This window comes from Thermithiobacillus tepidarius DSM 3134, from assembly GCF_000423825.1.
In the GTDB taxonomy this organism is placed as follows: Bacteria; Pseudomonadota; Gammaproteobacteria; order Acidithiobacillales; family Thermithiobacillaceae; genus Thermithiobacillus; species Thermithiobacillus tepidarius.
Map to the genome: position 1 here is coordinate 29,517 of NZ_AUIS01000012.1, position 11,747 is coordinate 41,263.

14 protein-coding genes are annotated in these 11,747 nt (G+C 67.4%); 1 reads left to right on the top strand and 13 read right to left on the bottom strand.

The annotated features are described in order from the left end of the window. Positions 1 to 115: 115 nt before the first annotated feature. Both rlmE and G579_RS0107795 read right to left on the bottom strand, forming a co-directional pair. Positions 116 to 733, bottom strand: a complete 618-nt coding sequence (gene rlmE, locus G579_RS0107790) for a 23S rRNA (uridine(2552)-2'-O)-methyltransferase RlmE (RefSeq protein ID WP_038018880.1) — start codon at positions 731 to 733, stop codon at positions 116 to 118. Beyond that, positions 726 to 929: a hypothetical protein gene (locus G579_RS0107795; protein ID WP_028989741.1), complete on the bottom strand. Its 204-nt coding sequence runs from the start codon at positions 927 to 929 to the stop codon at positions 726 to 728. Before G579_RS0107795 ends, rlmE begins: the two co-directional genes overlap by 8 nt. A 64-nt stretch (positions 930 to 993) precedes the next feature. On the opposite strand from G579_RS0107795, the gene yhbY reads away from it, so the two are divergent. After that, on the top strand, positions 994 to 1,284 hold the full coding sequence (yhbY, locus tag G579_RS0107800; RefSeq protein ID WP_028989742.1) for a ribosome assembly RNA-binding protein YhbY: 291 nt from the start codon (positions 994 to 996) through the stop codon (positions 1,282 to 1,284). A gap of 57 nt (positions 1,285 to 1,341) precedes the next feature. On the opposite strand, the gene G579_RS18235 is transcribed toward yhbY, so the two are convergent. From G579_RS18235 to folK, 11 genes are all read right to left on the bottom strand, one after another. Then, on the bottom strand, positions 1,342 to 1,785 hold the full coding sequence (locus G579_RS18235) for a DUF4149 domain-containing protein (protein ID WP_028989743.1): 444 nt from the start codon (positions 1,783 to 1,785) through the stop codon (positions 1,342 to 1,344). 21 nt (positions 1,786 to 1,806) lie between these two features. Next, positions 1,807 to 2,283, bottom strand: a complete 477-nt coding sequence (gene greA, locus G579_RS0107810; RefSeq protein ID WP_028989744.1) for a transcription elongation factor GreA — start codon at positions 2,281 to 2,283, stop codon at positions 1,807 to 1,809. Beyond that, positions 2,280 to 5,534: a carbamoyl-phosphate synthase large subunit gene (gene carB / locus G579_RS0107815; protein WP_028989745.1), complete on the bottom strand. Its 3,255-nt coding sequence runs from the start codon at positions 5,532 to 5,534 to the stop codon at positions 2,280 to 2,282. Before carB ends, greA begins: the two co-directional genes overlap by 4 nt. After that, positions 5,527 to 6,684 (bottom strand): glutamine-hydrolyzing carbamoyl-phosphate synthase small subunit, encoded by a 1,158-nt coding sequence (gene carA, locus G579_RS0107820; RefSeq protein ID WP_038018886.1) that lies wholly within the window; start codon positions 6,682 to 6,684, stop codon positions 5,527 to 5,529. The genes carB and carA overlap by 8 nt, the downstream gene beginning before the upstream one ends. Positions 6,685 to 6,907: 223 nt before the next feature. Beyond that, positions 6,908 to 7,867, bottom strand: a complete 960-nt coding sequence (locus tag G579_RS16515) for a lysylphosphatidylglycerol synthase transmembrane domain-containing protein (RefSeq protein WP_051181129.1) — start codon at positions 7,865 to 7,867, stop codon at positions 6,908 to 6,910. An 87-nt stretch (positions 7,868 to 7,954) separates the two neighbouring features. Beyond that, complete coding sequence (locus tag G579_RS16520) at positions 7,955 to 8,311, bottom strand: bromodomain-containing protein (RefSeq protein WP_038018888.1); 357 nt, start codon at positions 8,309 to 8,311, stop codon at positions 7,955 to 7,957. Positions 8,312 to 8,425: 114 nt separating this feature from the next. After that, positions 8,426 to 8,809 (bottom strand): aspartate 1-decarboxylase, encoded by a 384-nt coding sequence (gene panD, locus G579_RS0107835; protein WP_028989747.1) that lies wholly within the window; start codon positions 8,807 to 8,809, stop codon positions 8,426 to 8,428. A gap of 92 nt (positions 8,810 to 8,901) precedes the next feature. Continuing rightward, a complete protein-coding gene (gene panC, locus G579_RS0107840) occupies positions 8,902 to 9,747 on the bottom strand; it encodes a pantoate--beta-alanine ligase (RefSeq protein WP_028989748.1) in 846 nt (281 codons plus the stop codon). 12 nt (positions 9,748 to 9,759) lie between these two features. Further along, positions 9,760 to 10,530 carry a 3-methyl-2-oxobutanoate hydroxymethyltransferase gene (gene panB / locus G579_RS0107845; RefSeq protein ID WP_230973826.1) on the bottom strand — a complete coding sequence of 257 codons (771 nt, stop codon included), beginning with the start codon at positions 10,528 to 10,530 and terminating at the stop codon, positions 9,760 to 9,762. A gap of 48 nt (positions 10,531 to 10,578) precedes the next feature. Then, the gene (locus G579_RS0107850) at positions 10,579 to 11,223 is read right to left on the bottom strand and encodes a deoxynucleoside kinase (protein WP_028989750.1); all 645 of its coding nucleotides are present in this window, start codon (positions 11,221 to 11,223) and stop codon (positions 10,579 to 10,581) included. A 34-nt stretch (positions 11,224 to 11,257) separates the two neighbouring features. Further along, positions 11,258 to 11,731, bottom strand: a complete 474-nt coding sequence (folK, locus tag G579_RS0107855) for a 2-amino-4-hydroxy-6-hydroxymethyldihydropteridine diphosphokinase (RefSeq protein ID WP_230973823.1) — start codon at positions 11,729 to 11,731, stop codon at positions 11,258 to 11,260. Positions 11,732 to 11,747 lie beyond the last annotated feature (16 nt).

An 11,747-nucleotide genomic window follows, 5' to 3' on the forward strand; every position in this document is an offset into this window, starting at 1 on the left:
GTTCTGGACAAAGTTTAAAATACCACTCTAAAGACGGAGTCGCCAGCGCAGCACGCCGGGGAGCGGACAGCAAGCGGCCGCAGGCGTGCGCCGCCGGACCGCCAGCCGGCTCGCCTCAGGCGCCCTTGAACCCGGTGGCCAGCCAGTACTGCTCCGCCGAGCGGGCCCGCGAGGCCTCGGGCTTGCGCACTACCAGGCGCTGGAAGCGGCTCTTGATCTGGGCGCGCAACGCATCGGCGCCCGCCCCCATGAAGACCTTGATCAGGAAGGCGCCGCCCGGCTTCAGCACCTGCACGGCGAAATCCAGAGCCAGTTCGGCCAGCTGCATGGCGCGCGCCTGGTCCACCACGTTGATGCCACTCATATTGGGGGCGATGTCGCAAATTACAAGGTCCACCGGCTGCCCTTCCAGGGTCGCCATGAGCGCCTCGTAGACCGCTTCGTCGTTGAAGTCACCCTGGATGAAGGTGACATGGGGAATGGGATCCATGGGCAGGCGGTCCAGGGCGATGACCTGGCCCCGGTCGCCCAGGATGCGGGCCGCCACCTGGCTCCAGCCACCCGGCGCGGCGCCCAGGTCCACCACGCGCATGCCGGGGCGCAGGATGCGGTCCTTCTCCTGGATCTCCAGCAGCTTGTAGGCGGCGCGGGAACGATAGCCCTCCTTGGCGGCACGCTTGACGAAAGGATCGTTGAAGTGTTCCTTCAGCCAGCGGTGACTGGACTTACTCATGGCCGTCCTCGCGATGCGCCGCCAGCGTGCGCCGGGTGCGGATCAGCAGGTACAACGCACTGCCCAGCCCATAAGCGCCGGCCAGCAGCATGTCCCAGGGCGCGGACAGGCGCAGGCTCAGCAGCAGCACCGGCACCAGCAGCACGAGAACCAGCGCCAGCGCCAACTTGGGTCGGGCAAAGACATCCTGCTCCAATTGATTCTCCAAATCCAACGGACAAAAGGCTATACTGCGCGAAACCTCAACCGGCAGAGCCACCATGCTAAATCCCAAACAACGGCAGTACCTGAAGGGCCTGGCCCATTCCCTGAATCCGACCGTCCTGGTGGGCGAGGCGGGCGTCTCCGACGCCGTGCTCGCCGAACTGGATCGGGCCCTGGCGCATCACGAACTGCTCAAGGTGCGCCTGCCGGCATTGGAGCGCGAGGAGCGGGAACACATGGCGGAGGAGATGGCGGCGCGGGTGTCCGCGGAGACGGTACAGCGCATCGGCCGCATCGTGGTGCTCTACCGGCCCGGGGAAAAACAGCGCATCGTGCTGCCCAAGTGACCGGCGCTTGGTGAGTGGTGAATGGCCGCCGGGGCGCCCGCTCCCACGATTCATCTTTCACCGCTCCACGCTCCCGCTCCGCCACACCTGCCACAGCAGGAAGCCGGCGACCAGCCAGAAGATCAGACTGGACACACCGTGCAGCATGCCGAAGCGCAGCAAGAGCGGGCTGCCGGCAGGCAGGGCATCGACCGGCCCCAGCGCCTTGATCTGCTCCATCATGGGCGTGATCAGGAGCCGGTTGGCGAGCAGCCCGGCGGCCACCAGCAGCCACGGCCAGGCGCGCCGCCCGCAGTACCGCGCGCGCATGAAGAACCACAGGCCGAGGGCCACGCCCATCCAATCCAGATAGGCAAAGAGCACGCCCGCCATCTCGCCGGCGAGATGGCGGGTGGGCAACTGGGCGAAGAGCAGCGGCGCCACGACGGCGCCCATGAACAGCAGGGCACCCGTCCAGAGGGACAGCAGCAGGCGGTCGAGGCGCGGCAACAGCTTGTTCACGCTTGCGGAAAAAAGGGTGGACTACAGGTAGGCAACTTGCAGGATTTCGTACTCCCGCACACCGCCGGGCGCCTTGACTTCCACCACGTCCCCCTCACGCCGGCCGATCAGGGCACGGGCGATGGGCGAACTGATGGACACCTTGTTTTCCTTGATGTCCGCCTCGTCGTCGCCGACGATCTGATAGGTCACCTCGTTGCCGTCGGCATCCTCCAGGCGCACGGTGGCACCGAACACCACCTTGTCCTCGGCACTGAGGTCCTTGGGATCGATGATCTGTGCACGGGCCAGCTTGTCCTCCAGCTCCATGATGCGCCCCTCGATGAAGCCCTGGCGCTCCTTGGCGGCATCGTACTCGGCGTTTTCCGACAGATCGCCCTTGGAGCGCGCCTCGGCAATCGCCTCGATCACTGCGGGGCGCTCCACGGTCTTGAGGCGCTGCAACTCCTCTCGGAGGCGCTGCGCCCCTACGACTGTCATCGGCACCTTGCTGCTCATGCACTCTTCTCCTTCAATGAATTCCGATCCGACAACAAGCTCTCGTGCAGCCGCTGCAGCTGCGTGACCCCCGAGCTGCCGCCCGCCTGCACGCGCAGGGCGGCGCAGGCGGCGACCGCGCCGGCCAGCGTGGTGTAGTAGGTGATCCGCTGCTGCAGCGCCGCCCGACGGATGCTGTAGGACGCCTGCACGGCTTCCTTGCGCTCCACCGTGTTGATGATGAGCTGGACCTCGCCGTTCTTGATGTGGTCCACGATGTGGGGACGCCCCTCGGTCACCTTGTTGACCGGCTCCACCGGCACCCCGTGCCGGGCCAGGAATTCGGCCGTGCCCCGGGTGGCGAGCAGCTCGAAGCCGAGATCCGCCAGATCGCGGGCCACTTCCACCAAGCCCGGCTTGTCCGCGTCGCGCACGCTCAGGAACACGCGCCCCTGGCTGGGCAGGCGATCGCCGGCGCCGAGCTGGGCCTTGAGAAAGGCGGCGCCGAAACTGTCGCCGACGCCCATCACCTCGCCGGTGGACTTCATCTCGGGCCCGAGCAGGACATCCACGCCCGGGAATTTGATGAAGGGGAAGACCGCTTCCTTGACGCTGAAGTGGGCCGGCACGATCTCCGCCCCCACGCCCTGGGACGCCAGGCTCTGGCCCACCATGCAGCGCGCCGCCACCTTGGCCAGCGGCCGGCCGGTGGCCTTGGAGACGAAGGGCACGGTGCGCGAGGCGCGCGGGTTGACCTCCAGCACATAGATGTCGTCGCCCTGCACGGCGAACTGGACGTTCATCAGGCCGACCACGTGCAGCGCCTGGGCCATGGCCTTGGTCTGCGTGCGCAATTCCTCCTGGACGGCCGGCGACAGGCTGAAGGGCGGCAGGCAGGTGGCCGAGTCGCCGCTGTGCACGCCCGCCTGCTCGATGTGCTCCATGATGCCGCCGATCACCACCGCCTGGCCGTCGCTGACGGCGTCGATGTCCACTTCGGTGGCATCGTTGAGAAAGCGGTCCAGCAGCACGGGCTGGTCCTGGGACACGCGCACCGCCTCGCGCATGTAGCGCTCCAGGTCCTCCTCGCTGTAGACGATTTCCATGGCGCGGCCGCCGAGGACGTAGGAGGGGCGCACCACCAGCGGATAGCCGATCTCGCGGGCACGCTCGCGCGCCTCCTCGGCGGTGCGGGCGATGCGATTGGGCGGCTGGCGCAGGTTGAGGCGGCTCAACAGCTGCTGGAAGCGCTCGCGGTCCTCGGCCAGGTCGATGGAGTCGGGGGTGGTGCCGATGATGGGCACGCCTGCGGCCTCCAGGTCGTTGGCCAGCTTCAGGGGCGTTTGTCCGCCGAACTGCACGATGACGCCCTTGGGCTGCTCCAGACGGACGATCTCCAGCACGTCCTCCAGCGTCACCGGCTCGAAGTAGAGGCGGTCGGAGGTGTCGTAGTCGGTGGACACCGTCTCCGGGTTGCAGTTGACCATGATGGTTTCATAACCATCCTCGCGCAGGGCCAGGGCGGCATGCACGCAGCAGTAGTCGAACTCGATGCCCTGGCCGATGCGGTTGGGACCGCCGCCGAGGATGACGATCTTGTCGCGCGCGCTCGGCCGCGCCTCGCATTCGTCCTCGTAGGTGGAGTACATGTAGGGCGTCTTCGAGTCGAACTCGGCGGCGCAGGTGTCGACGCGCTTGTAGACGGGATGCACGCCGTGCCGGTGGCGCGACTCGCGCACGATGTCCTCGCGCGTGCCCAGCAGCTTGGCCAGGCGGCGATCGGAGAAGCCCATGCGCTTGAGCGCCAGCATGCGCCCCTTGTCGATGGCGGCCAGGGGCGTGCCGCGCAGGGCCTCCTCGGTGTGCACGATTTCCTCGATCTGCTCCAGGAACCAGGGATCGATGCGGGTGGCATCGTGCACCTGCGCCAGGCTCCAGCCCAGGCGGAAGGCATCGGCCACGTACCAGATGCGCTCGGCGCCCGGCACGCGCAGCTCGTGATCCACGCGGGCGGCGGCCTCGGGGTCGTCGCGGCGCACCTTCTCGTCCAGGCCGTCCACGCCCACTTCCAGGCCGCGCAGCGCTTTCTGGAAGGACTCCTGGAAAGTCCGGCCCATGGCCATGACTTCGCCCACCGATTTCATCTGGGTGGTCAGGCGCGCGTCCGCCTGGGGAAACTTCTCGAAGGTAAAGCGCGGGATCTTGGTGACCACATAGTCGATGGTCGGCTCGAAGCTGGCCGGCGTGACCTGGGTGATGTCGTTCTGCAGCTCGTCCAGGGTGTAGCCCACGGCGAGCTTGGCCGCCACCTTGGCAATGGGAAAGCCGGTGGCCTTGGAGGCCAGCGCCGAGGAGCGCGACACCCGCGGATTCATCTCGATGATGATCATGCGCCCGTTGTCCGGGTTGACGGCGAACTGGACGTTGGAGCCGCCCGTATCCACGCCGATCTCGCGCAGCACCGCGATGGAGGCGTTGCGCATGATCTGGTATTCCTTGTCCGTCAGGGTCTGGGCCGGCGCCACGGTGATGGAGTCGCCAGTGTGGATGCCCATGGGATCCAGGTTCTCGATGGAGCAGACGATGATGCAGTTGTCCTGGCGATCGCGCACCACCTCCATCTCGAACTCCTTCCAGCCGATCACCGATTCCTCGACCAGGATCTCCGAGGTGGGGCTGGCATCCAGGCCGCGCGCGGCGATCTCCTCGAACTCCTCGCGGTTGTAGGCGATGCCGCCGCCGGTGCCGCCCAGGGTGAAGGACGGGCGGATGATGGCCGGAAAACCGATCTCCTCGATCACGGCCCGCGCCTCGTCCATGCTGTGGGCGAAGGCCGAGCGCGGCATGTCCAGACCGATCTTCTGCATGGCTTCCTTGAAGAGCTCGCGGTCCTCGGCCTTGCGGATGGCCTCCACGCTGGCGCCGATGAGCTCCACGCCGTAGCGCTCCAGCACGCCCTCGCGGGCCAGATCCAGAGCGCAATTGAGCGCGGTCTGGCCGCCCATGGTGGGCAGCAGGGCGTCGGGCCGCTCGGCCTCGATGATGCGCGCCACCGTGCGCCATTCGATGGGCTCGATATAGGTGGCGTCGGCCATTTCCGGGTCGGTCATGATGGTGGCCGGGTTGGAGTTGACCAGGATGACCCGATAGCCCTCCTGACGCAGGGCCTTGCAGGCCTGGGCGCCGGAATAGTCGAACTCGCAGGCCTGGCCGATGATGATGGGCCCGGCGCCGATGATGAGGATGCTGCGGATGTCGGTACGTTTAGGCATGATGTCTGCGGCTCTTCCGGTAGGCGTCGATCTGGTCTACGAAGCGGTCGAAAAGATAGCCCATCTCGTGGGGCCCGGGGCTGGCCTCGGGGTGGCCCTGGAAGGAAAAGGCGGGCAGCTCCGTGTGCGCCACGCCCTGCAGGCTGCCGTCGAAGAGCGAGACGTGGCTGACCCGCAGGGTGGCCGGCAGCGTCTCGGCGTCGATGGCGAAGCCGTGATTCTGGCTGCTGATGAAGACGCGGCCGGAGTCCAGATCCTTGACCGGGTGATTGGCGCCGTGATGGCCGAACTTCATCTTCAGGGACTTGGCGCCTAGGGCCAGGCACAGCAACTGGTGCCCGAGGCAGATGCCGTAGAGCGGCACTCCCTGCTCGAGGATCTCGCGGGTGGCCTGCTGGGCATAGTCCATGGGTGCCGGGTCGCCGGGACCGTTGCTGAGAAAGACGCCGTCCGGATCGAGGGCCAGCACCTCGCGGGCCGGGGTCTCGGCCGGCACCACGGTCACGCGGCAGCCGCGGTCCACCAGCATGCGCAGGATGTTGCGCTTGATTCCGAAATCATAGGCCACCACGTGGCGCGGCAGCTTCTCGTCCAGCGGGTGCGGCGCATGCGGCAGGCCGCCGGCCAGGGTCCAGCTGCCCTGCGCCCACTCGTAGGGGGCCGGCTCGCTGACCACCTTGGCCAGGTCCATGCCGTCGAGGCCCGGGAAATTCCGGGCGGCGGCCAGGGCGGCCTCGGCATCGATGTGCTCGCCGCAGACGAGAGCGGCATTCTGCGCACCCTTTTCGCGCAGCAGGCGGGTCAGCTGGCGCGTGTCGATGCCGGCGATGGCGACCACGCGGTTGTCCTTGAGATAGCGCTCCAGCGTCTGCTCGCTGCGCCAGTTGCTCGCCCGGCGCGGCAGATCGCGAATCACCAGGCCGGCGGCGTAGACCGCACCGCTCTCGGCGTCGGCCCGGTTGGTGCCCACGTTGCCAATGTGGGGATAGGTCAGGGTGACGATCTGCCGGGCGTAGGAGGGATCCGTCAGGATCTCCTGGTAACCGGTCATGGCCGTATTGAAGCACAATTCGCCGACGGCCTGCCCCTGACTGCCGATGCCCTCGCCCCAAAACAGCGTGCCATCCTCCAATGCCAGCAATGCTTTCACGCCTTGTCCACTCCTGAGCCGCACATGCAAAAACGGGAGGGGTAGCCCCTCCCGCCGAGAATCCTGAAATTTAAGCGATTTTTACTGCCGATCACGGGCGTGATTTTAAGAAATTTGCCGTCCGGGGTCAATGCGACCTTAGGCTACACGCCGGCTTCCGAAACATAGACCGTCCCGGCGCCGTTTGGTTCGCTCCGCCCGCTACCGGCCGACGGCGACCTGCTCACGCCTTGTCGGCCAGCACGTCCTTCAACCCGCCGCCCAAGGAAAGCCACAGCAGCCCGCCCGGCAGGCTCGCCAGCAGGACAACCACGCCAGTGAGCACGGACAGAGCCAGGGCCTGGTCCGCCGCCACCCCCACGTAAGCGAGATAGAAGACCAGCAGGCCCTCGCGCACCCCCCAGCCGGCCAGCGACACGGGCAGGATGGTCAGCAGCGTCACCAGCGGCCAGATGATCCAGACCGCCGCCATGCCGAGCTGCAGGCCCAGGGCGCGGCCCACCGCCCAGAACATGAAGAGCGACAGCACCTGCACGACAAGCGAGAGCAACAGCACCTGGAAGAGGTCCGGCCCATGGCGGAACAAGGCGCGCAACGCCAGCCGCGCCTCCCGCAGCTTCTCGCCGACGCGGCCGAGGCGGCGGAGCAGCCCATCCCCGCCGGATGCCAGCAGCAGACCGAGGCCGAGCAGATAGCCCGATGCGGCCAGGCCGAGCACCCAGAGCACATGCGGCAGGCCCGCCATGGCCGCGCCGTTCAGCAGGCAGGCGCCGAGCGCCAGCAGAACGAGCACGCCGAGCCCGATCAAGCGCTCACCGAAGACCGCGGCCAGGGCCGTGGTAAGGGTGCCGGCATAGGGACGGCTGTAGTAGGCACGCACGGCATCGCCCGATACCGCGCCCGGCAGGACCTGATTGAAGAAGGCCCCCACCCAGTTCAGGCGCAGCAGCAGCGGCAGCGGCATGGGCCGCGCCAAGCTGCGCATGATGGCGCGGCCGCGCACGGCGGAAACCATCAGGTTGGCAACGTAGAGGGCGAGGGCCAGGGCGAGCCAGCCGGGCTGGGCCGCCAGCATGGCACGCAGCAGGTCGCGCCATTCCAGCCGCCCGATCAGCCACGCCAGCAGGGCCACGGTGACCGTGGCCTGGAACAACAGCTTGTAGCGGGCGACGGACAGGGACAAGGCGCACTCCGGTCATTCTGGGACCGCGCCAGTGTATGCGCCGGGACGCGATTTCTCAATGGAGAACGGCAGGATGCGCCAGTGCTTTCATCTTTCCAGCTTCGGCGCCACCAGCAGCGCCTCCGGCACCCGCACCTTGATGGCCGCCGCCACCTCCAGGGTGATGCCGGGCTTGTTGCGCACGGACACCCACAGGAGATTCAAGCGCAGGTTGAAATTGGCGAACACCACTTCCTGATAGCGGCCCAGCACCCGCTGCACCCGTTGCAGGGTGGCGTCGATGATCAGGGGCGGTCGCTTGGCCAGCCCGGGAATGATCATCATGAAATCGCTGACGGGCCGCCCCTCCTCGTCGCGGGTGGGAACGACTTTCCAGAGGGGAACGCCGGGCGCCAGCGGCTGGCCTTGACGAAGGAACTGCGCCTGGGTCTTGCAAAGCTGCATGAAGCCTCCTTGCGGCGATGCGTCGATGCCGGGAACGGGTTCTTCTTGGATCGCTTTGCCGGAGGCGGGTTCAACGACGGAGGGAGGAGGCGCTGCAGGACGGCGGAGGCGGCCTTAGGAGGCCGCCTGCATGGGAATGTCGTGCCCGATACGAATGACACGGTTCTGAGCGTCCACGTAGACCAGGCGCGGCTTGAACACCTCCGCCTCGGCACTGCTGAGGCCGCAATAGGCGGCGATGATGACGAGATCGCCCGGATTGGCCTTGTGAGCGGCGGCGCCGTTCACGGAGATGACGCCGGAGCCGGGCTCGGCGCGGATGGCATAGGTGGTGAAGCGCTCGCCGTTGTTCACGTTGTAGATGTGGATCTGCTCGTATTCACGGATGCCGGCCGCCGCCAGGAGATCCGCGTCGATGGCGCACGAACCCTCGTAATGCAGCTCGGCGTGCGTCACCGTGACCCGATGCAACTTGGCCTTCAGCATCTGAATGAACATCCATTCCCTCCTCGATCAATCGGCGTGGCGGCCGCGAGACCCTCGTTCCCGCGCGGCGCCCTTTGCCGCAGCGCTGCCCGGCAAATTTTTCATTATCCTAGATTTACCGGCACATTATCAATGAGCCGGGTGCCTCCCAGGCGCACGGCGGCGAACCAGCGCAACTCGCCGGCGAACTGCTCCACCGGCCGCAGATCCGCGGCATTCAAGAGCTCCAGATACTCGGGCACCAGGCCTTCCAGCTCCAGGGTCTCCCAGGCGGCCCGGCGCAGCGCGGCCACATCCCGCTCGCCCGCAGCCACTCGCCGGGCCAGATCCTGCAGAGTGGTGTAGAGCAGGGGCGCCCGCCGCCGCTCCTCGGGGGCGAGATAGGCGTTGCGGGAACTCATGGCCAGTCCATCCGCTTCGCGCACCGTCGGCACAGCGACAACCTGCACCGGAAAGTTGAGATCGCGCGCCATCTGCCGCACCACCTGCAGCTGCTGGAAGTCCTTCTCCCCGAACACGGCGAGCTGCGGCTGGATGATGTTGAAGAGCTTGGCCACCACCGTGGTGACGCCGACGAAATGCCCCGGCCGGGCGGCGCCGCACAGATCCTTGCTCAGGGAAGCGGCGGGCATGACCAGGCTCAGGCCGGTGCGCCCATGCGGGTACAGCACCTCCTCGGCCGGCGCGAAGACGGCGTTCACGCCGGCTTCCTGCAGGCGTGCCAAATCTTCGTTCAGGGTGCGCGGATAGCTGGCGAAGTCCTCGCGCGGGCCGAATTGCAGGGGGTTGACGAAGATGCTGACGATGACCATGTCCGCGCGCTGCTGGGCGACCTGCACCAGGGCCATATGCCCGTCATGGAGGTTGCCCATGGTGGGTACCAGGGCAACGGAGCTGCCCGCCACCGTACGCCACGCCTTGACGTCGTTCGTATCCTTCAGGAAAACCATTGCTCTACCGCTTCAGAGGGAGGGAAACTGCCGGCCATGCACCTCGGCCACGTAGCGGGCCAAGGCATCGGCCATTATACCCGCGCCGTCCACATAAGTCTTGGCGAAAGCCGGGCTCCGGCCCAGGAAGAGGCCGAGGGCGTCATTCAGCACCAGCACCTGGGCATCGCAGTGGGGCCCGGCGCCGATGCCGATGGTGGGGATGGGGAGCGCAGCGGTGATCTGCGCGGCCAGCTCCGCCGGGATGGCCTCCAGCACCAGCAGCCGGGCGCCGGCATCGGCCAGCAGGCGCGCTTCCTCGCGCAGGCGGGCGGCGGCCACCGCATCACGTCCCTGCCGGCGATAGCCGCCCAGCTGATGCACCGCCTGCGGCGTCAGGCCGATGTGGCCGCAGACGGGAATGCCCCGCTGACTCAGGAAGGCAACGGTCTCGACCATGGCCGCCCCGCCCTCCAGCTTCACCACCTCCGCCCCGGCCCGCAGCAGCGCGCCCGCGCTGCGCAAGGCCTGGGCCGGGCTTTCCTGGTAGCTCAGGAAGGGCAAGTCGCTGATCAGCAGAGCGCGGCGGCGTCCGCGCGCCGCCGCTTCCGTGTGGTACACCATCTGCTCCAGGGTCACGGACAGGGTATTTTCGTGCCCGGCGAAGACCATGCCCAGCGAATCACCCACGAGCAGGGCATCCACGCCCGCCTCATCGGCCAAGCGCGCGAAGGTGTAGTCGTAAGCGGTGAGCACGGCCAAAGGCTGATTGCCCTTGGCACGGTCCCAGTCGCGCAGGGTCAGGCGCCTGCGTGCGCCGGCGGCTGCTGCATCCACGGCCCCCTCCTCCATCTAGCCTCCCGCCCTCGCATTCAGGTACAGCCGGCCGCGCACGTCCCGGAAGCGGGCGAGCAGCAAGGCCAAGTCGTCGGCGCTGTTGAGAAAATCCATGTGTTCCGCGTTGACGATCAGCAGCGGCGAGGCGTCGTACTGGTGGAAAAAATGATTGTAGGCGGCGACCAGCTCCTGCAGATAGTCGCTGCCGATATGCTGCTCGTAGGCGATGCCGCGGCGGCGGATGCGGTTGAGCAGCAACTCCACTGGCGCTTGCAGATAGATGACCAGGTCCGGAGTCGGTGCGCTGGTGCTCAGTGCGCGATGCACTTGATCGTAAAGCGCCAGTTCGTCGGCGGACAGGGTCTGGGCGGCGAACAGGCGGTCCTTCTCCCACATGAAATCCGCCACCGTGCGCGGCTGAAACAGATCGCCCTGGCGCAGGCCTTCCAGCTGCCGCGCGCGCTGCAGCAGAAAAAAGAGCTGGGTCGAGAGGGCGTGGCGAGCCGGATCCTCGTAGAAGCCGGGCAGGAAGGGATTCTCTTCTGCCTGTTCCAGCAACAGGGAGGCGCCCAGCGCCTCTCCCAGACGGCGCGCCAGCGTGCTCTTGCCGGCGCCGATGGGCCCTTCCACCACGATGTAACGGGCGTCTGTCAAATCCATAACACTGCTTCCTCGTACTGCCGGCGGACGCCCCTCAGGCGTCCACCAGCCGCTCCACCGCGCCCCGGTCCGGACACTGCGCCCAGGCCGCGGCCACGCTCTGCCCGGTGGGCAGCAGCCAATCACCCGCCACTTCCGCCAGCGGCGCCAGCACGAAGGCTCGCTCGCCGAGGCGCGGATGCGGGATCTCCAGATCGCCCGAGCGCAGCGCCAGATCGCCGAAGAGCAACAGATCCAGATCCAGCGTGCGCGGCCCCCAGCGGGTCTCCCGGGCGCGGCAGCGCCCGGCGCGCGCCTCGATCTCCAGCAAGGCGGCGAAGAGCGCCTCGGGCGACAGCCCGGTGACGATGCCGGCCACGGCGTTGATGAAATCCGGCTGCGCCACGCCGCCCACCGGCCGGGTGCGGTACAGGTGCGAGCACTTGTGCAGGCGCGTATCCGGCAGCCGCGCCAGGGCCTCTCGCGCCCTTCTGACCTGCTGCACCGGGTCCGCCAGGTTGCTGCCCAAGCCGATCCACGCCGTG